The sequence below is a fragment of the Thioalkalivibrio sp. ALE16 genome (assembly GCF_000381305.1).
Classification (GTDB): Bacteria; Pseudomonadota; Gammaproteobacteria; order Ectothiorhodospirales; family Ectothiorhodospiraceae; genus Thioalkalivibrio.
Genome location: NZ_KB906354.1, coordinates 347,197 through 368,956 on the forward strand (window position 1 = coordinate 347,197; position 21,760 = coordinate 368,956).

22 protein-coding genes and 1 tRNA gene are annotated in these 21,760 nt (G+C 68.0%); 13 read left to right on the forward strand and 10 right to left on the reverse strand.

Going from position 1 to position 21,760, the window contains the following annotated elements:
* Nucleotides 1-20: 20 nt before the first annotated feature.
* Nucleotides 21-1,280, forward strand: coding sequence for a 3-deoxy-D-manno-octulosonic acid transferase (locus tag F627_RS0101675; protein ID WP_019583082.1), 1,260 nt, complete (start codon nucleotides 21-23; stop codon nucleotides 1,278-1,280).
* Nucleotides 1,281-1,356: 76 nt separating this feature from the next.
* Here F627_RS0101675 and F627_RS16130 read toward each other — a convergent pair whose 3' ends face one another.
* Entirely contained in the window at nucleotides 1,357-1,920 is a 564-nt protein-coding gene (locus tag F627_RS16130) for a SprT-like domain-containing protein (RefSeq protein ID WP_231370125.1), read from the reverse strand.
* A 380-nt stretch (nucleotides 1,921-2,300) separates the two neighbouring features.
* Here F627_RS16130 and F627_RS0101685 point away from each other — a divergent pair, with 380 nt between their 5' ends.
* Nucleotides 2,301-2,747, forward strand: coding sequence for a hypothetical protein (locus tag F627_RS0101685; RefSeq protein WP_019583084.1), 447 nt, complete (start codon nucleotides 2,301-2,303; stop codon nucleotides 2,745-2,747).
* A 28-nt stretch (nucleotides 2,748-2,775) separates the two neighbouring features.
* On the opposite strand, the gene rnd is transcribed toward F627_RS0101685, so the two are convergent.
* The 5 genes from rnd to F627_RS0101710 form a co-directional block, all read right to left on the reverse strand.
* A complete protein-coding gene (rnd, locus tag F627_RS0101690; RefSeq protein WP_019583085.1) occupies nucleotides 2,776-3,924 on the reverse strand; it encodes a ribonuclease D in 1,149 nt (382 codons plus the stop codon).
* The gene (locus F627_RS0101695) at nucleotides 3,917-4,219 is read right to left on the reverse strand and encodes a DUF1244 domain-containing protein (protein WP_018865864.1); all 303 of its coding nucleotides are present in this window, start codon (nucleotides 4,217-4,219) and stop codon (nucleotides 3,917-3,919) included. Before F627_RS0101695 ends, rnd begins: the two co-directional genes overlap by 8 nt.
* 98 nt (nucleotides 4,220-4,317) lie before the next feature.
* Nucleotides 4,318-4,809, reverse strand: a complete 492-nt coding sequence (mreD, locus tag F627_RS0101700; protein WP_018865863.1) for a rod shape-determining protein MreD — start codon at nucleotides 4,807-4,809, stop codon at nucleotides 4,318-4,320.
* A complete protein-coding gene (mreC, locus tag F627_RS0101705; protein WP_018865862.1) occupies nucleotides 4,806-5,657 on the reverse strand; it encodes a rod shape-determining protein MreC in 852 nt (283 codons plus the stop codon). Before mreC ends, mreD begins: the two co-directional genes overlap by 4 nt.
* 222 nt (nucleotides 5,658-5,879) lie before the next feature.
* The gene (locus F627_RS0101710; protein ID WP_018865861.1) at nucleotides 5,880-6,926 is read right to left on the reverse strand and encodes a rod shape-determining protein; all 1,047 of its coding nucleotides are present in this window, start codon (nucleotides 6,924-6,926) and stop codon (nucleotides 5,880-5,882) included.
* Between the two features lie 410 nt (nucleotides 6,927-7,336).
* Here F627_RS0101710 and gatC point away from each other — a divergent pair, with 410 nt between their 5' ends.
* From gatC to F627_RS0101735, 5 genes are all read left to right on the forward strand, one after another.
* A complete protein-coding gene (gene gatC, locus F627_RS0101715) occupies nucleotides 7,337-7,624 on the forward strand; it encodes an Asp-tRNA(Asn)/Glu-tRNA(Gln) amidotransferase subunit GatC (RefSeq protein ID WP_018865860.1) in 288 nt (95 codons plus the stop codon).
* 81 nt (nucleotides 7,625-7,705) lie between these two features.
* On the forward strand, nucleotides 7,706-9,160 hold the full coding sequence (gene gatA / locus F627_RS0101720) for an Asp-tRNA(Asn)/Glu-tRNA(Gln) amidotransferase subunit GatA (protein ID WP_019583086.1): 1,455 nt from the start codon (nucleotides 7,706-7,708) through the stop codon (nucleotides 9,158-9,160).
* Between the two features lie 11 nt (nucleotides 9,161-9,171).
* A complete protein-coding gene (gatB, locus tag F627_RS0101725) occupies nucleotides 9,172-10,605 on the forward strand; it encodes an Asp-tRNA(Asn)/Glu-tRNA(Gln) amidotransferase subunit GatB (protein WP_019583087.1) in 1,434 nt (477 codons plus the stop codon).
* Nucleotides 10,606-10,623: 18 nt separating this feature from the next.
* Complete coding sequence (gene hslO, locus F627_RS0101730; RefSeq protein WP_019583088.1) at nucleotides 10,624-11,520, forward strand: Hsp33 family molecular chaperone HslO; 897 nt, start codon at nucleotides 10,624-10,626, stop codon at nucleotides 11,518-11,520.
* Nucleotides 11,521-11,667: 147 nt separating this feature from the next.
* Complete coding sequence (locus F627_RS0101735) at nucleotides 11,668-12,084, forward strand: hypothetical protein (RefSeq protein ID WP_018865856.1); 417 nt, start codon at nucleotides 11,668-11,670, stop codon at nucleotides 12,082-12,084.
* Between the two features lie 18 nt (nucleotides 12,085-12,102).
* Here the strand turns inward: F627_RS0101735 and F627_RS0101740 are convergent, their stop codons facing one another.
* Nucleotides 12,103-12,858, reverse strand: coding sequence for a molybdopterin-synthase adenylyltransferase MoeB (locus F627_RS0101740; protein ID WP_019558448.1), 756 nt, complete (start codon nucleotides 12,856-12,858; stop codon nucleotides 12,103-12,105).
* Nucleotides 12,859-13,038: 180 nt separating this feature from the next.
* Between F627_RS0101740 and F627_RS0101745 the strand changes: the two genes are divergently transcribed.
* Entirely contained in the window at nucleotides 13,039-13,401 is a 363-nt protein-coding gene (locus F627_RS0101745; RefSeq protein ID WP_019583089.1) for a hypothetical protein, read from the forward strand.
* Between the two features lie 96 nt (nucleotides 13,402-13,497).
* Here the strand turns inward: F627_RS0101745 and prmC are convergent, their stop codons facing one another.
* From prmC to hemA, 3 genes are read right to left on the reverse strand one after another with little or no spacing between them, the layout of a single operon-like run.
* On the reverse strand, nucleotides 13,498-14,352 hold the full coding sequence (gene prmC / locus F627_RS0101750) for a peptide chain release factor N(5)-glutamine methyltransferase (protein WP_019583090.1): 855 nt from the start codon (nucleotides 14,350-14,352) through the stop codon (nucleotides 13,498-13,500).
* Nucleotides 14,352-15,437, reverse strand: coding sequence for a peptide chain release factor 1 (gene prfA, locus F627_RS0101755; RefSeq protein WP_019583091.1), 1,086 nt, complete (start codon nucleotides 15,435-15,437; stop codon nucleotides 14,352-14,354). Before prfA ends, prmC begins: the two co-directional genes overlap by 1 nt.
* A complete protein-coding gene (gene hemA / locus F627_RS0101760; protein ID WP_017940677.1) occupies nucleotides 15,434-16,732 on the reverse strand; it encodes a glutamyl-tRNA reductase in 1,299 nt (432 codons plus the stop codon). Before hemA ends, prfA begins: the two co-directional genes overlap by 4 nt.
* 158 nt (nucleotides 16,733-16,890) lie before the next feature.
* On the opposite strand from hemA, the gene F627_RS0101765 reads away from it, so the two are divergent.
* The 5 genes from F627_RS0101765 (at nucleotide 16,891) to F627_RS0101790 (ending at nucleotide 21,684) form a co-directional block, all read left to right on the forward strand.
* Complete coding sequence (locus F627_RS0101765) at nucleotides 16,891-18,606, forward strand: tetratricopeptide repeat protein (RefSeq protein ID WP_369771468.1); 1,716 nt, start codon at nucleotides 16,891-16,893, stop codon at nucleotides 18,604-18,606.
* Nucleotides 18,607-18,620: 14 nt separating this feature from the next.
* Nucleotides 18,621-19,265, forward strand: coding sequence for a lipoprotein insertase outer membrane protein LolB (gene lolB, locus F627_RS0101770; protein WP_018877275.1), 645 nt, complete (start codon nucleotides 18,621-18,623; stop codon nucleotides 19,263-19,265).
* Nucleotides 19,262-20,143, forward strand: a complete 882-nt coding sequence (gene ispE / locus F627_RS0101775) for a 4-(cytidine 5'-diphospho)-2-C-methyl-D-erythritol kinase (RefSeq protein WP_019583093.1) — start codon at nucleotides 19,262-19,264, stop codon at nucleotides 20,141-20,143. Before lolB ends, ispE begins: the two co-directional genes overlap by 4 nt.
* 229 nt (nucleotides 20,144-20,372) lie before the next feature.
* A tRNA-Gln gene (locus tag F627_RS0101785) sits at nucleotides 20,373-20,447 on the forward strand.
* A 298-nt stretch (nucleotides 20,448-20,745) separates the two neighbouring features.
* Entirely contained in the window at nucleotides 20,746-21,684 is a 939-nt protein-coding gene (locus F627_RS0101790; RefSeq protein WP_196799341.1) for a ribose-phosphate diphosphokinase, read from the forward strand.
* Nucleotides 21,685-21,760: the final 76 nt, after the last annotated feature.

Consider the following 21,760-nt stretch of genomic DNA (forward strand, 5'->3'; position numbering starts at 1 on the left):
GGATCGGAGTCTCCCTGCGAATGACCCGCGTAGTCTACACGGCGCTGCTTGCGTTGCTGACCCCCTTGTTGCTGATCCGCCATGGCTTGCGCAGCCGTCGGGCTTCGGTGCGTGTCCGGCTGGGCGAGGTCATGGGCTGGGCGCGCGCGCCGGAGCCGGCCGAGATCTGGATTCATGCGGTATCGGTGGGCGAGGTGCTGGCGGCGGAACCCCTGATTCGCCGGCTGCTGGACGCCGGTTCGCGGCGCATCCTGGTTACGACCACGACGCCGACCGGTGCCGCCATGCTGGCGGAGCGGCTCGGCGGTCAGGTCATACATCGGTTCCTGCCACTGGACCTGCCCTGGCTGCAGCGCCGATTCCTGCGTGCCGTGCGACCGCGCGCCATCGTGGTCATGGAGACCGAGATCTGGCCGAACATGCTGGCGGAGGCGCGGCGTGCCGGGGTGCCGGTCGTGCTGGCGAACGCCCGGATGTCCGGACGTTCGGCCCGACGCTATGCCCGGATCCCGCGGCTGATCGCGCCGGCCATGAGCGGATTTGACTGGATTGCCTGTCGCAATGCGCTGGACCGGGAGCGCTTCGTCGCCCTTGGGGCCGTGCCCGATCGCGTGACGGTCAATGGCGATATCAAGTTCGACATCCACATCGAGGAGGACGATCGCCAGGAGGTCCGGTCTCTGCGTCCGGTGGTTGACGGGCGCCCGGTGGTGATTCTCGCCAGTACCCATGCCGACGAAGAGGCCCAATTGCTGCCGGGGCTGAACGCCTTGCGCGACGAGTATCCACGCCTTCTGGTGATCGTGGCACCACGCCATCCGCAGCGGTTTCCCGAAGTGGCAGACTTGCTGGAACGTTCCGGGCAAAGCTTCGTTCGCCGCAGCGAAGGGGTGCCGGATGCCGCCACGCATTTCTGGCTGCTGGACACGCTGGGGGAGTTGAAACGTTTCTTTGGCCTGGCCGATGTCGCCTTTGTCGGGGGTTCACTGGTCTCCGTTGGCGGCCACAACCCGCTGGAGGCCGCATTGTGGAATTGTCCGGTCGTCATGGGGCCGCATGTCGACAACTTTGAACTTCTGGTGGAACGCATGGAGGCCGCGGATCTGCTATGGCGTTCAAGGAATGCCGAGGAGGCGGTCGCGCGGATGGCTGCGTGGCTGGGGGAGGATGAGTCCCGACGCGAGATTATCCGGCAGCGCGCAGCCGCTTTTATTGCAGAGAATCAGGGTGCAACGGCGCGTTTACTGGAGTATCTGAACCGACATTCCTTCCCGGGATGATGACGGCGGGGTGCCGGGTTTTCATATGATCCCGGCGCGCCCGGATGCGTGTGCTTGATCGGGGGTGCGCGCGGTATCAGCTGCAACCGCTGCCGGAGCGTCGCAGCCACTGGCCGCATTGGCGGCATTGGTACCGATAGCCGCGCTTGCTAATGAGAAAGTGTCGGCGAGCGCTCAGGGGCTGGGGACCGCATCCGCATACATAGTCGTACTGGCGCATCGTGCGAGTGGTCAGCGCCGTCGCATGCGTGACACTCGGATTGGGGAAACCCAGCGCCCGCATCAGCCCTTTCCATTCGGGGCCATGGGGCCGAACCCTTCGTATGCCGTGGGCGCGGTAGACCAGCGAGTGGGCCACCTCGTGCGCCACCGTCTCGGGAAAATGCTGATCCCATTCCAGGCTGAAGGCTTCCGGATTGAAGCGCAGGGTTTCCGCATTCTTGCTCAGGCGCCATTGCCCGGCTGCCCGGCCTTTCAGATCAAATCGAATGGCCGGGAGGTCTTTGCCCGGTGTGCCTTCGATCAAATGATACAGCCGTGCCACCTCGTCACATATCTGCTTTCTCTTTTCAGGAGAAAGAGTGCGAGCGGACGCTTGTATTTCCTGCGTATTCTTATAATCTTTCTGGCATCGTTCCATGGGTTCGTATTATTCTGCCGTGGCCAAGGGAAACACTGGTTAATGTACACGCTCACGCTCGAGTCGCTTTTGTGTGCGAACAAGGCGCGGTGACTGCCGTGCAGTCATTCTGCACAAGGGAGCCGCAACGCCGTTCACGCACAAAAGCGGCCGAGCCCCTTCGGGGTTGGCACCCCAGGTTCCCCAATCCTGCGTTGCCGCCCTTTCCGGTAGAACCACTACCGGCTGCACACCGCGCCTTGGCTCGGAAAACCTGGGGAGCCAACGTGAGCGTGTACATTAACCAGTGTTTCCCTAGTTTTAGAGAATGGGGCGGGGTTATGAACCCCCTGTGGCCCAGACCTGTCATTGAATCGATTTTCAGAATCCGGGAGTGTTGCATGAGCATGGATAACAAGAAGGCCTCCGATCTTTCAGCCGAAGAACTCTACGCCCTCGCGCGCCAGCGGGAAAAGGAAGAGGCCGAGCGCAAGGAGGCCGAGCGCCGCCAGAAGCGCGAGAAGCTGATGGAAAAGCGCAAGGAGATGCTGGCGCGCCACCGCAAGGAGCTCAACGAGCTGGAGCGCCAGATCCGCGAACTGGGCGGCCGTGTGGGCCGAGCCGCCAGCACCGGCGTTGGTCGTCGCGGGCGGCGCGCCGGAGGCGAGTCGATCAGCCAGAAGCTGTGCGAGATTGTCGCGAAAAAGCCGGAGATGGGTATCAAGGAGATCAAGGCCGAGGCCGAGAAGATCGGCCTGGATACCAAGAACATCAGCCAGACCCTGGCCTACCTGAAGCGCCAGGGCCGGCTGAGCTCGCCGCGTCGCGGGATCTACAAGGCGGCCTGACCGCCCCGCAGATCCGCCCGTTCGATGCTCACGGGCGGATCTGCAAGCCCTCCTCCGTACGTGCCAGTTCGCCATCGCCCGCAAACCAGCGGGCGATGGTCTTTCCGGCGATCTCGTGGCGCCAGCCGCTGCCCAGGCGGCCGGTTGTGCCGTCTCCTTTCAGCAGCTCGATGACATCCTTGCGCTGGGCGATGGCGGCGGCGGTGATCTGGTTGCGCCGCGCGCATTCGCGCAGCAGGGCCATGCCGATGTCGGCCAGGACCTCCTCGGCCTCGGTGAGCTTCGCCTTCTCCGGGAGCTGTGGCCATTCCTCACGCGGCAGGGCCTGGCCCTCGCGGATCGCCTCCAGCAGTTCTTCCTGACGCGGCGGCTTCATGCCGTCGGGGAAGCCGCGCAGCTGGTGCAGGGCGTCCACGTCCTCTGGGGTGCGTCGGGCGATGTCGATCAGGATGTCGTCGGCCAGGATCCAGCGTCGCGGGCGGTCGCTTACCTGTGCCGCGCGTTCGCGCCAGGCCGCTACGGTCTTCAGCACGCCGCGCTCACGCGGCTTGAGCCGCTTGACGCCGGAGACGCGCTGCCAGGCACCTTCGGGGTCCGGCTCGTAGAGGGCTGGGTTTCTCAGCGCCTCCATCTCCGGGCGCAGCCAGTGCATGCGGTCGTGGCTCTCCAGTTCATGCAGCAGGCGCATGAATACCGTGGCCAGAAAGCGCACGTCGTCCGCGGCGTAGTGGATCTGCTGTTCGCTTAGCGGGCGGCGTGACCAGTCGGTGCGGGTCTGGCTCTTGTCGAGGTCGCGGTCGAGGATCGCCTTGACCAGGTTGGCATAGCCGATCTGCTCGCCGTAGCCGAGCATGCTGGCGGCGATCTGGGTATCGAATACCGGGGCGGGGACGCGCCCGAGCTCGCGATACAGGACCTCGAGATCCTGTGATGCCGAATGGAAGACCTTGGTCACGCCGGCATCGAACAGCAGGGGCTCAAGCAGGCCCATATCCAGCCGCAGCGGGTCGACACAGGCGATCTGGTCGAGGGTGGCCAGCTGGATCAGGCACAGGCGCGGGTAGTAGGTCTTCTCGCGCATGAACTCGGTGTCCAGCGCGATCCAGTCGGTCCCGGCAATGGTGTCGAGAAAGCCCTGCAGGGCCTCCGGGGTCTCGATCAGGCCATGATCATGCATCGTGCGATTTCTGGCTGGCCTCGAATGCCGCCTTCTGCTCGGGGGTCGCTTCTTGCTGGTAGCGCGCCTTCCATTCGCTGTAGGGCATGCCGTAGACGATCTCGCGCGCCCCTTCGTAGTCGATCGACTCGCCGCGTTCCTCGGCGGCGGCCACGTACCATTTGGACAGGCAGTTGCGGCAGAAGCCGGCCAGGTTCATCAAGTCGATGTTCTGCACGTCCTTGCGCTCGTCCAGATGCTGCAGCAGGCGGCGGAATACGGCGGCCTCGATCTCGGTTTGCTTGTTCGTGTCCATGGCAGGGCTCCTTGTTTCGGGTTGGCGGGGCACAGTATGCGTGACCGTTCACGCTGCTTCGAGCCGGGCGCGGGTATGTGCACGAATCGCCGCCTCCCTCAGGTCAGGTGCAGGAGCCAGCGCCGGCGCACGTCGCGCAGCAGGAAAAAGATCAGCGGCCAGAGCAAGGCGCTGGTGATCACCGGGGCCCAGTACGTAATCCGGTCCGGTGGAAAACCGGTAATCCCCTGGGGCCACAGGGCCAGCAGCTTGTACAGGGCGATCAGGATCGCGACCACCATCATCTGCTGCCAGACCGGGTACACCCGCAGGCGCGGATGGATCTGCAGCACGATGTAGATGATCACCGCCAGGGCGATGGCATTCTGCCCCAGCAGTTGCCCCATCAGGGTATCCAGCAGCAAGCCGGCGACAAAGGCGGTCAGGATGCCCACGCGGGTCGGAAACGCCATGGCCCAGTAGATCAGGACCAGTGCCAGCCACTCCGGCCGCGCGGGGCGCAGGGTCTCGGGGATTGGCACGATGGCCAGGGCCAGGGCCGCCAGCAGGGTCAGCGCCACCGGCCAGGGGATGCCGATGGCGCGGGTCATGGCGTTGCCGGCGCGTTGTCGTCCGGCTCGGGTTCCGGCGTGAATGCGCCCGGCCTTGCCTCCGCATCCTCATCCAGTTCAAGGGGGGCGATGCCCGGCATGATGCCCTCGGTCCACAGCAGCAGGACCTCGCGGGAACGGTCCAGCGCCGCCAGCGGCTCGGCCTGGATGCTCAGAAAGGGCTGGCCCTGCGGGCGCTCGACGGAGGTGACCCGGGCGACTGGATAGTCGGCCGGGAAACGGCCGCCCAGCCCGGAGGTCAGCAGCAGGTCGCCGGGTTCGACGTCTTCCTGCAGCGGGACGTGGCGCATCTCGAGGCGCTGCGGGTTGCCGGTCCCGACCACCAGCCCCCGCAGGCCCGTGCGCGCGCTGAGCACCGGCAGGGCATGGCTGGGATCGGAGATCAGCAGGGCCACGGAACTGGTCAGGCGGGTGGACAGGACCTGCCCGATCACGCCGTCGGCATTGATGACCGGCTGGCCCGCGTAGACGTCGTCCGCGCGCCCCTTGTTGAGCACGATCTGCTGGCGGAAGGGGTCCAGGTCCACGGCCAGCAGCTTGGCGATCTCGACGCGTTCCTCGGCCTGCTGCGCGGTATTGAGCAGGGCCCGCAGGCGGTCGTTCTCCTGCTGTAGGGCCTCGAAACGCAGCTGGCGGGCGCGCAGTTCCGCGTTCTCGCTGCGCAGGATGCGGTTCTCGGTGATCAGGTCCTCGCGGCGGGTGAACGACTCGAACACCCGGCTGACCGCACGGACCGGTGTGTCCACTGCGACTTGCAGCGGGTAGGTCACGGTGGCCAGGGTGCTGCGGACAAACTGCAGTTCATTGACGCGGTGGTCCAGCGCCATCAGCGCCAGGCCCAGCAGGATGACCGCGAGCAGGCGCAGAGTGGGCGAGACACCCAGTCTGAACAGCGGCTTGCTGATGGCGTGACCTCCGGTTGCGGATCGCGTCGACGAGGCAGGGTTGCGGGGTGTTGTACCCGCGATCCTGCCGACCAGTTGCGGTCCGGAGTGTAACCCGAGTCACCGGCCGCGGGAGAGCCAGGGCTCCCGTGGCCGGAGTGGGGGTTATTCCATTGCCAGGAAGTCGACCCGCTTTTCGTCGAGCATCTCGAGCACGCGGCCGCCGCCGCGGGCGACGCAGGTCAGCGGGTCGTCGGCGATGACCACCGGAATGCCGGTTTCCTCCATCAGCAGGCGGTCCAGCTGCTGCAGCAGGGCGGAGCCGCCGGTCAGCACGATGCCGCGCTCGGCAACGTCCGCGCCCAGTTCCGGCGGGGTCTGCTCCAGCGCGGTACGCACGGCGGAGACGATGCCGTACAGCGGGTCCTGCAGGGCCTCGAGGATCTCGTTGGAGTTCAGGGTGAACGAGCGCGGCACGCCCTCGGCCAGGTTGCGGCCCTTGACCTCGATCTCCAGCAGCTCCTTGCCCGGATAGGCGGAGCCCACCGCGTGCTTGATGCGTTCGGCCGTGGCCTCGCCGATCAGCACGCCGTAGTTGCGGCGCACATAGGCCATGATGGCCTCGTCGAAGGTGTCACCGCCGATGCGCACGGATTCGGAGTAGACGATGCCGTTCATCGACAGCACGGCCACCTCGGAGGTGCCGCCGCCGATGTCCAGCACCATCGAACCGACCGCTTCGTCCAGCGGGATGCCGGCGCCAATGGCCGCGGCCACCGGTTCCTGCAGCAGGTAGACCTTGCGCGCCCCGGCGCCGAAGGCCGATTCGCGGATCGCGCGGCGTTCCACCTGGGTGGCCCCGCAGGGCACGCAGACCAGCACGCGCGGGCTGGGCCGGAAGATCCGGCGTTCGTGCACCTTCTTGATGAAGTACTGCAGCATCTTCTCAGTGGTGGTGAAGTCGGCGATCACGCCGTCCTTCATCGGGCGCACCGTTACCACGTGCTCCGGCGTGCGGCCGAGCATCTTCTTCGCCTCGATCCCCACGGCCTCGATGGAGCGCGGGCCGCCCGGGCCGCGGTCCTGACGAATGGCGACCACGGAGGGTTCGTTCAGGACGATGCCCTGGCCGCGCATATAGATAAGGGTGTTGGCGGTGCCGAGATCGATGGAGATGTCGTTGGAGAACAACCCCAGGAGGCGTTTGAACATGAAGAAGAAACCTGCTTGAGTGGGCGGGCGGGAAAGCCGTCGACTCTAGCAAGCGCCCGGGGTTTGGGCAACAACGGCTTTGTGGTAAGTTTGCGCTCCGTTTTGCCCTCAGGGGAACACTGATTAATGAACACGCTCGCGTTGGCACCCCAGGTTTTCCGAGACCAGGCGCGGCGCGCAGCGGGTAGTGGTTCTACCCGCAAGCGGCGCAACGCCGGATCGGGGAACCTGGGGTGCCAACCCCGAGGGGCTCGGCCGCTTTTGCGCGGGAACGGCGTTGCGGTTCCCTTGTGCAGAATGACTGCACGGCAGTCGCCGCGCCTTGTTCGCACACAAAAGCGACTCGAGCGCGAGCGTGTTCATTGATCAGTGTTCCCCTAAAATCTGAACGCAACAGGACCCTTCCCGCCATGTCCGTCGATACCTCCGAAGTCCGGCGCATCGCCCATCTCTCCCGTCTGGCCATGAACGACGATCAGGCCCGGGATTTCGCGGGAGGGCTGAGCGATATCTTTGCCTTTGTCGAACAACTGGATGGGGCGGCCATCGAGGGTGTCGAGCCGATGGCCCACCCGCTGGATGCCGAGCAGCGTCTGCGTCCGGATGCGGTCACCGAGCCGGACCGGCGCGAGGCCTACCAGGCGATCGCCCCGGCCGTCGAGGGCGGACTGTATCTGGTCCCGCGCGTGATCGAGTGATCCCCCGCGCGTGATCCACTCCACGTTGTCACCGTTCTGTTGAATCCGTCACGCTTCTAGCCAGCAAGAGTCCCCGAAACCATGGCCCAGGAAACCCTGTCCGGCTGGGTGCGCAAGCTCCAGGCCCGCGAGATCAGTTCGCGCGAACTGACCCAGCTGTATCTGGACCGGATCGAGCGCCTCGATCCGGAACTGAACAGCTTTATCACCGTGACCGCCGAGCAGGCGCTGGCGCAGGCCGACGCCGCCGATGCGCGTCTGGCCCAGGGCGAGCAAGCGCCGTTGCTGGGGGTGCCGATCGCGCAGAAGGACATCTTCTGCACCGAGGGCGTGCGCACCTCCTGCGGCTCGCGCATGCTGGATCCGTTCGTCTCGCCCTATAACGCCACCGTGGTTGAGCGCATGAACGCCGCCGGGGCGGTGATGCTGGGCAAGACCAACATGGACGAGTTCGCGATGGGCTCCTCCAACGAGACCAGTTTCTACGGGCCCGTGCGCAATCCCTGGGATACCGAGAGGGTCCCGGGTGGCTCCTCCGGTGGCTCCGCCGCCGCGGTGGGCGCGCGCCTGGTGCCGGGGGCCACCGGCACCGACACCGGCGGCTCGATCCGCCAGCCGGCCGCGTTCTGCGGCATTACCGGGCTCAAGCCGACCTACGGCCGCGTCTCGCGCTACGGGATGATCGCCTTCGCCTCCAGTCTCGACCAGGGCGGGCCGATGGCCGCGACCGCCGAGGACTGCGGCCGGATGCTGAACGCGATGGCGGGCTTCGACGAGCGCGACTCCACCAGCGTCAAACGCCCGGCCGAGGACTTCACCGCCGGTCTGAACCAGGACCTCAAGGGCCTGCGCATCGGGCTGCCGACCGAGTTCTTCGGCGAGGCGGGCCTCGACGAGCGCGTGCGCGGCGTGATCGACGCGGCCATCGAGGTGCTCAAGGGCCGCGGTGCCGAGGTGCGCGAGGTCGGCCTGCCCAACAGCCACCTGTCGGTGCCGGCCTATTACGTGGTCGCCCCGGCCGAATGCTCCTCCAACCTCGCGCGTTTCGACGGCGTGCGCTATGGCTATCGCTGCGAGAACCCCGAGGACCTGATGGACCTCTACACCCGCTCGCGCGGGGAGGGCTTCGGCGACGAAGTGAAGCGCCGCATCATGGTCGGCACCTACGTGCTGTCCGCCGGCTACTACGACGCCTACTACCTGAAGGCGCAGAAGGTCCGCCGTATCATCGCCGATGACTTCCGCCGCGCGTTTGCGGACGTGGACGTGCTGCTGGCCCCGACCACCCCGGAACTGCCGTTCGCCCTGGGTGCCAAGGCCGACCCGGTCAGCATGTACCTGTCGGACATCTACACCATCGCCGCGAACCTCGCCGGGCTGCCGGCGATGTCCCTGCCGGCCGGCGAGATCGATGGCCTGCCGGTGGGCCTGCAGCTGATCGGCAACTATTTCGACGAAGCGCGCCTGCTGGGCGTCGCCCACCAGTATCAGCAAGAGACCGACTGGCACGCCCGCGTGCCGGCGGCCTTCGCCTGAGGGCCCTGAACATGGAATGGGAAACCGTCATCGGGCTGGAGATTCACGCCCAGCTCAATACCGTCTCCAAGATCTTTTCCGGGGCGCCCACCGCCTACGGCGCCGAGCCCAACCGCCAGGCCTGCCCGGTGGACCTGGGCATGCCCGGCGTGCTGCCGGTGCTGAACCAGGGCGCGGTGGAGCGGGCCGTGATGCTGGGCCTGGCGATCAATGCCGAGATCACCCCGCGCTCGGTATTCGCGCGCAAGAACTACTTCTATCCGGACCTCCCCAAGGGCTACCAGATCTCGCAGTTCGAACTGCCGATCGTGGGCCTGGGCCATCTGGATATCGAGCTGGAACATGGCACGACCAAGCGTATCGGCGTGACCCGCGCGCACCTCGAGGAGGACGCCGGCAAGAGCCTGCACGAGGGCTTCGAGGCGATGACCGGCATCGACCTCAACCGCGCCGGAACCCCGCTGATCGAGATCGTCTCCGAGCCGGAGCTGCGCTCCGCGAAGGAGGCCGTCGCCTACATGAAGAAGCTGCATTCCCTGGTGCGCTATCTCGATATCTGCGACGGCAACATGCAGGAGGGCAGCTTCCGCTGTGACGCAAACGTCTCGATCCGGCCGAAGGGGCAGACCGAGTTCGGCACCCGCGCGGAGCTGAAGAACCTGAACTCCTTCCGCTTCGTCGAGCGCGCGATCAACTTCGAGGTCGAACGCCAGATCGACCTGATCGAGGGCGGCGGCAGCGTGGTGCAGGAGACCCGCCTGTACGATCCGGACCGCGACGAGACGCGCTCCATGCGCAGCAAGGAAGAGGCGAACGACTACCGCTATTTCCCGGATCCGGACCTGCTGCCGCTGGTCGTGGACGGTGCCTTCATCGACTCCGTGCGCGAAAAGCTGCCGGAGCTGCCGGACGCCAAGCGCGCCCGCTTCGTCGAGCAGTACGGCCTGTCCGATTACGATGCCGGTGTGCTCACCGCGACCCGCGAGATGGGCGACTTCTACGAGGCCGTGGCCGCCGGCTGCGATGCCCCCAAGCTGGCCGCCAACTGGGTCATGGGCGAGTTCTCCGCCGCGCTCAACCGGTCCGAGGTGGAACTGGAGGATGCCCCGGTGAACGCCGAGGCGCTGGCCGGCCTGCTCGCGCGCATCCAGGACGAGACCATCTCCGGCAAGATCGCCAAGGAGGTCTTCGAGGCGATGTGGAACGGCGAGGGCGACGCCGATGCGGTGATCGAGGCCAAGGGCCTCAAGCAGATCACCGATACCGGCGCGATCGACGCCATCATCGACGAGGTGATGGCCAGCAACCCGCAGCAGCTCGAGCAGTACCGGGGCGGCAAGGACAAGCTGTTCGGCTTCTTCGTTGGCCAGGTGATGAAGGCCACCCAGGGCAAGGCCAACCCCGCCCAGGTGAACGAGCGCCTGAAGGCGAAGCTGGACGGTTGATGCGCGGACCGCAATCCCATGCGTGAGGCCGACACCCTGCATCGCTTCATGCTGGAGGAGGCCGGGGTGCGTGGTGAATGGGTGCACCTCGACGCCGCCTGGCAGGCCCTGCTGCAGCGCCACGAGTACCCGCCCGTGGTGCGCGATCTGCTGGGCCAGGCCTATGCGGCCGTGGCCCTGACCGCGGCCACGCTCAAGTTCAATGGCTCGTTGATCCTGCAGGTCACCGGTCCCGGCCCCGTGCACATGATCGTGGCCCAGGCCGACGGCCAGGGGCGGCTGCGCGGGCTGGCCCGCTTTCGCGAGACGCCGCCCGAGGGCGCCACCCTGGCCGAGTGCGCCGGCGAGGACGCACGGCTGATGCTGACCCTGGACCCGGGGGATGGCGGCGAGCGCTATCAGGGCGTGGTCGAGCTGGAGGGCGAGACCCTCGCGGACGCGATGAACGTCTACTTCGAGCGTTCCGAGCAGCTGCCGACCCGGCTGTGGCTGGCCAGTGGGGCGCAGTCCGCGGCCGGCATGCTGCTGCAGGCGCTCCCGGGCGAGGGTGGCGATGCGGTGACCCGGGACTCGGAGGAATGGAGCCGCGCGACGATCCTGGCCGAGACCACCACCGCCGACGAGCTGCTGGAGCTGGATGCCGGCACGCTGCTGGGCCGGCTGTTCGCCGAAGAGCGCGTGCGCCTGTTCGACGGCACGGGCGTCAGCTTTCACTGCCCGTGTTCCCGCGAGCGTATCGGCGAGACCCTGCGCAGCCTCGGCCGTGACGAGATCCGCGGCATCATCGAGGAGCAGGGCGCGGTGGATGTGACCTGCGAATTCTGCAACGCCCACTACCACTTCGACCCGGTCGATGCCGAGGCCCTCTGCGCCGCCGAGGGTACCCAGCCTCCGACCCCGGACACCCGTCAGTAGTCAGCCCTTTGCGGCCCTCCCGCCGCACTCTCTCGTTAGCCCGCCGTGACCCCCGGTCGCCGGCCGGGCGCGGGCCGAGCCCCCGAGCGCCCGTGGTCTTGCTATAGAAGCAGGACTGATCTAGCAGCGTTCGCAGACGGGGGCGCAATGTATTCCCGGCATACCGAAATCCCGACCCTGGATGTCCGCCCCGGCTGGCTGGTGGAGGCGCGTTACTTCAACCAGGTGCGGCGTGCCCTGGCCCGTCTGGGGCCGGAGGTGCGCCTGTCGCCGCCCGGGCTGAAGCATCTCGACCTGATCCTCCAGCGCGATGCGTGGATTGTGGTCGACCGGGTGCTGAACGATATGCCGGTGGTCGCCTGGACCGCCTTTCACTCCCGGGGGCGGCGCAGCCTGCATCGTCCAGTGGCCTGCGAACTGCTGCTGTTCCACGCCATGGCCAGCATGGTGATGAACCGCACCCTGTCGGCGATGGAGCCGGAGCTCGCGGCCGCACTGGCCGAGGCCGGGCCGCCGGCGGCCTCCGGCAAGGTCCTGCCATTTAATCCGCGCTCCTGCGCCTGAATCGGGGTTGCCCCGGGTTCAGGACGGGGCGTGGCGGTGGCCACACGCGGGGCAGCCGGGGTCGCGCCGCAGGCGAATCTCCCGGAACTGCATGGCCAGTCCGTCGAGGATCAGCAGCCGGCCGCTCAGGGTCGGCAGGCCCATCAGCAGCTTCAGCGCCTCGGTGGCCTGCAGGCTGCCGACCACGCCGGGCAGACTGGCCAGCACCCCGTTGGCGGCGCAGGTGTCCTCGTCGCCGCCCCCTTCGCCGTAGAGACAGTGGTAGCAGGCCGCCCCGGGATCGCGGTAGTCGAAGGTGGTCAGCTGCCCCTCGAAACGGATCACGGCGCCGGAGACCAGTGGCGTGCCGGCCGCCAGCGCGGCCCGGCTGATGGCCCCGCGGGCGGCGAAGTTGTCCGTGCCGTCCAGGACCGCGTCGGCGTCGGCGAACAGCCGGCGCATGGCCGCGTCGTCGAGACGTTCGGCGCGCGCCTCCACCCGGCAGGCGGGGTTCATCGCGGCGATGCGGTCGGTCGCCGAGGCGACCTTGTCGCGGCCGATGTCGGCATCGGTATGCAGGATCTGGCGCTGCAGGTTGGTCACCTCGACGTGGTCCGGGTCCACCAGGGTCAGGCGGCCCACGCCGGCTGCGGCCAGGTAGGCGGCGACCGGAGAGCCCAGTCCGCCCAGTCCCATGATCACCGCATGCGCCTGCCGCAGGGCCTCCTGACCCTCCACCCCCACGCCGGGGAGCATGATCTGGCGGCTGTACCGCAGGAGCTGGTCGTCATCCATGGAGCAGGTCTCCGGAGAAAGGCCGAAATTGTAACCGGCGTCACGCTCGCCGGCGGCCCCAGTTAGCTAACGTTCAGGAACGCGGCCTACGCTGAGACCCTGGCAATCCTGCCACAACCGGGGCCGGCGGACGCTTCAGGCGTTGCCCCGCAGGACCCGAATGGAAGGAGGGAACACCCCATGAAACGACTCGCGATACTTGCGCCGGCGGCCCTGCTGGCGCTCGCCCTGTCCGCCCCCACCCATGCGGCCCAGCCGGTCACCGGCGCGCTGCCGACGGTGACCGGCGCCAGCTTCGATGCCGCCGCGCTGCAGCCTGTGCGGCATGGACATTCTCGGGGGCACAAGCACTACCGCGGCCACCCGGGTGCCCACGGCCACAAGCAGGCCAAGCGCGCGAAACAGCGCGGCCGCGGCCATCACAAGCGCTCGCGCAGCTACGAGCATCATCACTACCACTACTATGACAACCGCTCGAGCCGCTACCGCCACCGTTCTTCGCCCAGCGGCTCGGTCAACCTGCACCTGCGCCTGCCGCTCTGATCCGGACGCGCCCCCGACGCACTGCGAGCCCCGGCTTATGGCCGGGGCTTTTTTGTGATGGTTGCAAGCGCCAACTGATTCAGCGGTCGCCCCGGGTCAGTGTATCCCCAGCGTGGTCCGTTCGTGGCCGGCGGGGTCCCTCAAGGTCCGGATCGCCCGGTAGCCCGCCTGTTGCAGGCGGTCCCGCACGGCCGGGCCCTGATCGAAGCCGTGTTCCAGCAGCAGCCATCCGCCGCGATTCAGGTGGGGCCGGGCGGTATCGATCACCCGGTACAGGTCGGCCAGGCCATGGGCGTCCGCCGCCAGGGCCGAGCGCGGTTCGAAGCGCAGGTCGCCACGGGTCAGGTGCGGATCATCCGGGTCGATGTACGGCGGGTTGCAGGTGATGATGTCCAGCCCTGCCGTTGGCGTCAGCGCGTCCAGCCAGTCGCCCTGCCACAGCCCGACCGGCAGCCCCAGGTCGCGCGCGTTGGTCTGCGCCTGTTGCAGCGCCGCATGACTGCGGTCGCTGGCGAAGGCCCGGATGCGCGGGCGTTCGCTTTTCAGTGCCAGGATGATGGTACCGGGGCCGGTGCCGAGGTCCAGCACCCAGGGGGTGTCGGTTGCGAGCGTGTCGATGGCCAGGAGGGCCTGTTCCACCAGCAGCTCGGTTTCGGGGCGCGGGATCAGGCAGGCGGGGGAGACCCCCAGTTCCAGTGTCCAGAAGCTGCGCCGGCCGAGGATGTGGGCCATCGGTTCGCCGGCGCAGCGGCGCTGGCAGAGTGTGTCGGCGCGGGCGGCCTGTTCGGCCGTGGCGGGGTCGGTGCCGTGGGCGATCAGTTGCGCGGTGTCCAGGCCGGTGGCTGCGCCCAGCAGCATGCGGGCCTCCAGTCCGGGCGCCTCGATCCCGGCGGCCTGCAGGCGGGCGCGCAGTTCCTGCAGCAACGCGTCCAGGGTCGAAGTCGCGGGCATCAGGCTTCGGCGAGGGTGGCGAGCTGCTCGGCCTGGTATTCGTGGATCAGCGGGTCGATGACCGGGTCCAGGTCGCCGGCCATCACCTGTTCCAGCTTGTACAGGGTCAGGTTGATGCGGTGGTCGGTTACCCGGCCCTGCGGGAAGTTGTAGGTGCGGATGCGTTCGGATCGGTCGCCGCTGCCGACCAGGCCCTTGCGTTCGGCGCTCTGCGCGGCGGCCTGGGCCTCGCGCTCGGCCTCGAACATCCGCGCGGCCAGGTAGGTCATGGCTTTGGCGCGGTTCTTGTGCTGCGAGCGCTCTTCCTGGCATTCGACCACGATGCCGGTGGGCAGGTGGGTCAGGCGCACCGCGGAGTCGGTCTTGTTGATGTGCTGGCCGCCGGCACCGGAGGCGCGAAAGGTGTCCACGCGCAGGTCGGCCGGGTTGATCTCCGGCATCTCGACCTCTTCCAGCTCCGGCAGGATGGCGACGGTCGCGGCGGAGGTGTGGATGCGGCCCTGGGACTCGGTTTCGGGCACGCGCTGCACGCGATGGGCGCCGGACTCGAACTTGAGCCGCGAGTAGGCGCCTTGCCCTGCCAAGCGCGCGATGACCTCGCGGTAGCCGCCGTGCTCGCCCTCGCTGGCGCTGAGGATCTCCAGCTTCCAGTTCTTCTGCTCGGCGTAGCGGGTGTACATTCGCAGCAGGTCGCCGGCGAAGATTGCGGCCTCGTCGCCGCCGGTCCCGGCGCGGATCTCCAGGAACACGTTGGCGTTGTCGTGCGGGTCCTTCGGGATCAGGTGGCGGTAGAGCTCGGCCTCCAGGGCCTCGGTCTGCTCGGTCAGGGTCTCGACCTCGGCCTCCGCCATCGCGCGCAGCTCGGGGTCGTCCTCCTCGAGCATCGCGCGCGCCTCCTCCAGTGCGGCGTGGTTGTCGTGCCAGGCCTTCCAGGCCTCGGCGATCGGCTCCAGCTGGCTGTATTCCTGGGACAGGCGGCGCAGCTGGTCCGGGTCCTCGTCGGCATCCGGGGTGGCGAGCAGGTGCGCGATCTCGGCGTGGCGCTCGGCCAGGCCCTCGAGCTTGGTGCGGAACGAGGCCTTCACGAACGGGCGCCGGATTCGGAATCGTCGCCGGGGTCGTCTTCCGGGGCGGGCAGCTGGAACAGGCGATGGGCCGCCTCCAGCAGGCGGGCATCGCCCTCGTGCGCCGCGGTATTCAGCGACTTGCAGGGGGCGTGCATCAGCTTGTTGGTCAGGCTGTGCGCCAGCAGCTGCATGGCCTCTTCCGGCGACTTGCCGGCGCGAAGCATCGCTTCGGCCTTGGCCAGGGCCTCGGCCTTCACGCTGTCGGCGCGCTGGCGCAGCTGGCGGATGCTGTCCACCGAGTCGCGGGCACGCAGCCAGCGCATGAATTCCCCGGCGCGCTGGGTGATGATCTCCTCGGCCTGCTCGGCGGCGGCCTGGCGCGAGGCCATGTTCTCGTCGATGACCTCCTGCAGGTCATCGACGGTGTAGAGGTAGACGTCCTCGAGCTGGCCGACCTCGGGCTCGATGTCGCGCGGCACGGCGATATCCACCATGAACATCGGCTTGTGGCGCCGCTTGCGCAGGGCGCGTTCCACCGCCCCCTTGCCGAGGATGGGCAGCGGCGCGGCGGTAGAGGAGATCACGATGTCGGCGTCGGCCATGCGGTCGGGGAGCTGGTCGAGGCTGATGGCCTCGGCGTCGAAGCGTCCGGCCACCGCGCGGGCGCGATCGACCGTACGGTTGGCGACGATCACGTTGCCGATGCCGCCCCCCGAGAGGTGCTGCAGGGCCAGTTCGATGGTCTCGCCGGCGCCAATGACCATGGCCGTCAGGGGCTTCAGGTCACCGAAGATCTGGCGCGCCAGCGAGACGGCCGCAAAGGCCACCGAGACGGCGCTCTGGCCGATGGCGGTCTGGGTGCGCACGTCCTTGGCCGTGGCGAAGGCGTGCTGGAAAAGTCGTTCCAGCGAGCGCCCCAGCGTGCCGGCGTCATGGGCGTGCTGGTAGGCCGTCTTCATCTGCCCGAGGATCTGCGGCTCGCCGAGGACCATGGAGTCCAGCCCGCTGGCCACGCGCAGGGTGTGGCGCACGGCGGAGCCGTCGTGGTGCAGGTAGAGGTAGGGCTTCAGTTCGTCGCGATCGATGCCGTGGTAGCCGCCGATCCAGTCGAGCACGCGTTGCTCGCTGTGCGGGTCGCCCTCGCGGAAGTACACCTCGGTACGGTTGCAGGTGGACAGGATCGCGGTTTCCGGCAGCAGCACGCCGGAGCGCAGCGAGTGCAGGGCCTCGCCGAGCTCGTGCTCGTTGACGGAAAGCCGTTCGCGAATGGCGACCGGTGCCGTCTTGTGATTGATCCCGAGAGTGAACAGCATGCTGGCGCGTATTGTGCCGGAAAACGCGGGCGCGTGGCCGAATTTCCCGATAGTGTACTGTGCTGTAGGCTTGCGGTGGATTGCGGCGGGGATGGAACCCCGCAGCTGCCTGGCCCGTCCCACCCGGTATGCCTGTGCTGATGCCGACTGGATACAAGATGATTCGAAGCCTGCTCGCGCTGACCGCCGTGTTTTCCCTGGCGGGCTGCGCGCACACCCAACTGGATGCCTCGGAACCGCCGGAGTCGGATCGCCCCGAGGTGCTCCCGCTGATGCAGACCGAGGATCCGGAGGCCGCGCTGATGTTCAGCGTGCTGGCCGCCGAGATCGCGGTGCGTTCCGGCGAGCATGCCGAGGCCGCGCGTTACTACGGGGCGGCGGCCCTGCTGAGTGACGACCCCGCCATTGCCGAACGCGCCACGCGCATCGCGCTCTTCGCGCGCGATCACGAGCAGGCCCAGCGGTCGGCCGACCGCTGGCTGCGGCTCGCGCCGGAGAGCATGGAGGCCAGCCAGGTCTCGACGGTGCTGCGGATTAATGCGGGGGATGCCGAACAGGCGGCCGAGCAGCTGGATTCGCTGATGAATCGGGTGGTGGTACAGGGTGGCGACCCCAACGCCACGCTGGGCGGCGTGATCGGCCAGGCCCAGGATCAGGCCGCCGCCCTGGAGACCATGCGGCTGCTCGCCGAGCGGCGCAGCGACGATGTCGGTGTCCACCGCGTACTGGCCGAGGCCGCGCTGCGCTTCGGCGAGCCGGGCGAGGAGGTACTGGCGGTGACCGGGCCGGCCAGCGAGCGCTTCCCGGATTCGGTGCCGCTGCAGCTGTTGCATGCGCGAGCCCAGAGCGAGGCCGGGCAGGAGGACGCCGCGATCGAGACCCTGCGCGCGACGGTGGAGGCGCACCCGGAGAGCCGCGAGGCCCGGCTGGGCTATGGGCGCGTCCTGACCGAAATGGAGGATGACGCCTTCGCCCGCGAGGAGATGGATCGCCTGGTGGAGCTGGCGCCGGAGGATACCCAGCTCCTGCTGGCGCTGGCCCTGATGAATCTGGAGGCGGAGCAGTTGGGGCCGGCCCGGGATTACCTGGAGCGCCTGGACGCACTGGGGGAGCGCGAGAACGATGTCGCGTACTACCTCGGTCGGCTGCACGAGATGGCCGACGAGCCGGAGGCCGCCCTGGCCGCCTATGGTCGCGTAGAGGAGGGCGATCACGCCGATGATGCACGCCTGCGCAGTGCGCGCCTGACGCTGCGGCACGAGGGCCAGGAAGCGGCGCGCGACTTGTTTGCGCCGATGCAGCAGGGCGTGGACGACGATCTGGCCCGGCGCGCCTATCTGGCGGAGGCGAACGCACTGCGCGAGATCGGCGACTATGCCGAGGCACGCGCCCGGCTGAATCGCGGGCTGGTGCAGTTCCCCGGGGATACCCGGCTGCTGTACCTGCGGGGTCTGGTCCACGAGCGCGAAGACGACATCGCGGCCGCCGAGGCCGATTTCCGCACGATCCTCGAGTCCGATCCCGAGAACGTCGCGGCCCTGAACGCGCTGGGGTACACCCTGGCGGATCGCACCGAGCGGTATGACGAGGCCTATGACCTGATCCTGCGTGCCTACGAGCAGGAGCCGGACGATGCCGCCATCATCGACAGCTACGGCTGGGTGCTGTATCGCCTGGGCCGGCTGGAGGAGGCCGAGACGCAGCTTCGCCGCGCGTACTCGCTGTCGGACGACGGCGAGATCGCCAGCAATCTGGCCGTCGTCCTCTGGGAGCGAGGTGCGCGCGACGAGGCGCGGGAGATCCTCGAGGCTGCGCTGGAGCGCGAGCCCGATCATGAACGCCTGCAGCGCGTACGCAACGACCTGATCGAATGAGTCGGGCTGCGGGGATGCGGAAGCCCGGGGATCTTGCGGGCGGGGCGAGGCTGGCCGGTCTGCTGGTCGGCCTGGGTCTTCTGCTGGGTGGCTGTGCCGCGCCCCTGCCGGAGGCGGATACCTCGCCGGCCGCCGAGGCCGCCTTCGAGGCCCGCACCGCACAGCTGGAGGCGCTGGACAGCTGGCGACTGGTCGCGCGCCTGGGGCTGGCCTCCGGCGAGGAATACTGGTCCGCCCAGCTCAACTGGCGGGTGCAGGAAGGTCAGCACGTGCTGGACCTGTCCGGCCCGATGGGGCGCGGCGGTGGTCGGCTGACGCTGTCGGAGAACGGCCGCGCGCTGCTGGTGACCCGGTCCGGCGAGCGTTTCCAGGCGCAGGACCCGGATGCGCTCGTCGCGCGGGTCCTGGGCGAGTCGATCCCGGTCAGCGGCATGGTCTACTGGGTGCGTGGCCTGCTCCACCCCGAGGCCTCGTACCAGCTGGATATCGACGCGGACGGGCGGCCACTGGAGATCCACCAGTCCGGCTGGACCATCGAGTACAACGAGTTCGAGGAAATCGACGGCCTGGCGATGCCGGTCACCATGGTGCTGGAGCGCGAAGGGGTGGAATTGCGGGCCCGCATCGGTCGCTGGCAGCTTGGTGGTGATCCGTCATGACCGCTGCCGTCGCGGGCGGGGGCTTCGACACCACTTTTCCCGCGCCCGCCAAGATCAATCGATTCCTGCATATCACCGGCCGGCGGGCGGACGGCTATCACGAGCTGCAGACGGTGTTCCAGTTCCTCGGGCTGGAGGATCGCCTGCGCTTCGAGCCCCTGCCGGCGGGGCGCTTCGAGATGGCGGGCGCGGCCATCGACGGGGCCGACAACCTGTGCCTGCGCGCGGCCCGGCGCCTGGCCCGGGTGGCGAAGACCCCATTTGGCGTGCGTATCCATCTCGACAAGCGGATCCCGGTGGGCGGTGGCCTGGGGGGCGGCAGTTCCGATGCCGCCACCACGCTGGTGGCCTTGAATGCCCTGTTCGAGCTGGGGTGTGATGTCGAGCAGCTGGTGGGGATCGGCCTGGAGCTGGGTGCCGACGTACCGGTGTTCGTGGTCGGCCAGGCAGCCTGGGCCGAGGGTGTGGGCGAGCGGCTCACGGCCGTGGCCCCGGATACCGGCTGGATCCTGCTGATCGACCCTGGGGTTTCGGTCGCCACCGGGGCGATGTTCGGGTGTGCGGAATTGACACGCGACTGCCCCACCGAGACAATTTCGTCCGCCGTCGACGCCAGCCGGTTCGTCAACGTGTTCGAACCGGTGGTGCGGGCTCGTTATCCCGAGGTGGATCGGGCGCTGCACTGGCTGGCGGAGCAGACGCCGCGGGCGCGCCTGAGTGGGAGTGGCGGTTGCGTGTTCGGGGTGTTCCCCGACGAAGCGGCAGCTGGGGCGGCGCAGTCCGCGCAGCCGGCTCCGTGGCGCAGCTGGGTGACACCGCTGGTAAACGTGTCGCCCCTGCGGGCCTGGCTGCCGCCAGGCGGTGTCGAGACAGAGTAAGTCCAGAGTTATTGGGCCGTAGCCAAGCGGTAAGGCAGCGGGTTTTGATCCCGCTAAGCGCCAGGTTCGACGCGAGCGGCGCAGCCGCGACCGACCGTCGCCGAAGGTGACGGCCCGTAAGGGTGGCGCGCAGCGCCATCATCCTGCCGGCCCGGATCGGCGCCGCCGATCCGCGGGATGTGCCGGGCACGACGCCGGCCGGGCAGTACAATAGAGTCCAGTGAGTTATTGGGCCGTAGCCAAGCGGTAAGGCAGCGGGTTTTGATCCCGCCATGCGCAGGTTCGAATCCTGCCGGCCCAGCCATACAACGAAACCGCGGCGCATGGCGCCGCGGCGCCGGCCAAAGGGCCGACAGGGTGAGAACCGGGTTCGACTCGAGCGGCGTAGCCGCGAGCGCACGCCACCGCAGGTGGCGCCCGAAGGGTGGCGCGTAGCGCCATCATCCTGCCGGCCCAGCCATTTCCCGCCTCGCGCCAGAAAGGCGCGAGGCACAACCATCAAGACCCCGGCCCAGCACCGGGGTCTATACTGGGGCCCGGGCGATATCGCAGCCCGCCCCACTCCATCCAGACCGGGACGAACCGTGGTCGACAAGAATCGCATGATGATCTTCGCGGGCAATGCGAACCCGCGTCTCGCCCAGGCCGTTGCCGAGCACCTGGGGCTGCCCATGGGCAAGGCCATCGTCGGACGTTTCAGTGATGGCGAGGTGCAGGTCGAGCTGCTGGAGAACGTCCGCGGTCGCGACGTGTTCCTGATCCAGCCGACCGGCCAGCCAACCAACGAGAACATCATGGAGCTGGTGATCATGGTGGATGCGCTGCGCCGCGCCTCGGCCGGCCGCATTACCACGGTGATCCCGTATTTCGGGTACGCGCGCCAGGATCGGCGCGTGCGCTCGGCGCGGGTGCCGATCTCGGCCAAGGTGGTCGCGAACATGATCGAGGCGGTCGGCGCGGACCGCGTGCTGACGATTGACGTGCACGCCGACCAGGTGCAGGGCTTCTTCAACGTCCCGGTAGACAACATCTATGCCTCGCCGGTCCTGCTGGGCGATGTCTGGCGGCATGTCTCGGGCGATCTGACCGTGGTGTCGCCGGATGTCGGCGGGGTGGTGCGCGCCCGCGCGATCGCCAAGCGGCTGGACGACGCCGACCTGGCGATCATCGACAAGCGCCGCCCGCGCGCGAACGAGTCGGAGGTGATGCACATCATCGGTGACGTGCGCGGCAAGTCCTGCATCATCATCGATGACCTGGTGGATACCGCCGGCACGCTGTGCCAGGCCGCAAAGGCCCTGAAAGAACACGGGGCGCACTCGGTGATGGCCTACGCCACGCACCCCGTGCTTTCTGGCGCGGCAATTGATAACATAAACGGTTCGGCGCTTGACGAGCTTGTGGTGACCGACACGCTGGCCCTGCAGCCCAACGCGCAGAGCTGCGACAAGATCCGGCAGTTGTCGGTGGCGGAGATGCTGGCCGAGACCATCCGCCGCATCAACCGCGAGGAATCCGTCAGTTCGCTGTTCATGGACTAGCGAGAGCGTCGGGCCGAAAACGATTTCGGGAGGTTCGCCTCCCTTCAGCGCCCCGCCTGGTCGCGGGCGGGGTGTG

Bases quoted from the DNA above. Each gene is read 5' to 3' on its own strand.
- prmC (WP_019583090.1), bottom strand. From the start codon at position 14,352: ATGCCCGCGACTTCGACCCTGGACGCGTTGCTGCAGGAACTGCGCGCC.
- gatC (WP_018865860.1), top strand. From the start codon at position 7,337: ATGTCCGTCGATACCTCCGAAGTCCGGCGCATCGCCCATCTCTCCCGT.
- ispE (WP_019583093.1), top strand. From the start codon at position 19,262: ATGACCGCTGCCGTCGCGGGCGGGGGCTTCGACACCACTTTTCCCGCG.
- mreC (WP_018865862.1), bottom strand. From the start codon at position 5,657: ATGGCGCTGGACCACCGCGTCAATGAACTGCAGTTTGTCCGCAGCACC.
- gatB (WP_019583087.1), top strand. From the start codon at position 9,172: ATGGAATGGGAAACCGTCATCGGGCTGGAGATTCACGCCCAGCTCAAT.
- F627_RS0101765 (WP_369771468.1), top strand. From the start codon at position 16,891: ATGATTCGAAGCCTGCTCGCGCTGACCGCCGTGTTTTCCCTGGCGGGC.
- hslO (WP_019583088.1), top strand. From the start codon at position 10,624: ATGCGTGAGGCCGACACCCTGCATCGCTTCATGCTGGAGGAGGCCGGG.
- hemA (WP_017940677.1), bottom strand. From the start codon at position 16,732: ATGCTGTTCACTCTCGGGATCAATCACAAGACGGCACCGGTCGCCATT.
- F627_RS0101675 (WP_019583082.1), top strand. From the start codon at position 21: ATGACCCGCGTAGTCTACACGGCGCTGCTTGCGTTGCTGACCCCCTTG.
- lolB (WP_018877275.1), top strand. From the start codon at position 18,621: ATGCGGAAGCCCGGGGATCTTGCGGGCGGGGCGAGGCTGGCCGGTCTG.
- F627_RS0101710 (WP_018865861.1), bottom strand. From the start codon at position 6,926: ATGTTCAAACGCCTCCTGGGGTTGTTCTCCAACGACATCTCCATCGAT.
- rnd (WP_019583085.1), bottom strand. From the start codon at position 3,924: ATGCATGATCATGGCCTGATCGAGACCCCGGAGGCCCTGCAGGGCTTT.
- F627_RS16130 (WP_231370125.1), bottom strand. From the start codon at position 1,920: ATGGAACGATGCCAGAAAGATTATAAGAATACGCAGGAAATACAAGCG.
- F627_RS0101740 (WP_019558448.1), bottom strand. From the start codon at position 12,858: ATGGATGACGACCAGCTCCTGCGGTACAGCCGCCAGATCATGCTCCCC.
- F627_RS0101685 (WP_019583084.1), top strand. From the start codon at position 2,301: ATGAGCATGGATAACAAGAAGGCCTCCGATCTTTCAGCCGAAGAACTC.
- F627_RS0101695 (WP_018865864.1), bottom strand. From the start codon at position 4,219: ATGGACACGAACAAGCAAACCGAGATCGAGGCCGCCGTATTCCGCCGC.
- mreD (WP_018865863.1), bottom strand. From the start codon at position 4,809: ATGACCCGCGCCATCGGCATCCCCTGGCCGGTGGCGCTGACCCTGCTG.
- F627_RS0101745 (WP_019583089.1), top strand. From the start codon at position 13,039: ATGAAACGACTCGCGATACTTGCGCCGGCGGCCCTGCTGGCGCTCGCC.
- F627_RS0101735 (WP_018865856.1), top strand. From the start codon at position 11,668: ATGTATTCCCGGCATACCGAAATCCCGACCCTGGATGTCCGCCCCGGC.
- F627_RS0101790 (WP_196799341.1), top strand. From the start codon at position 20,746: ATGATGATCTTCGCGGGCAATGCGAACCCGCGTCTCGCCCAGGCCGTT.
- gatA (WP_019583086.1), top strand. From the start codon at position 7,706: ATGGCCCAGGAAACCCTGTCCGGCTGGGTGCGCAAGCTCCAGGCCCGC.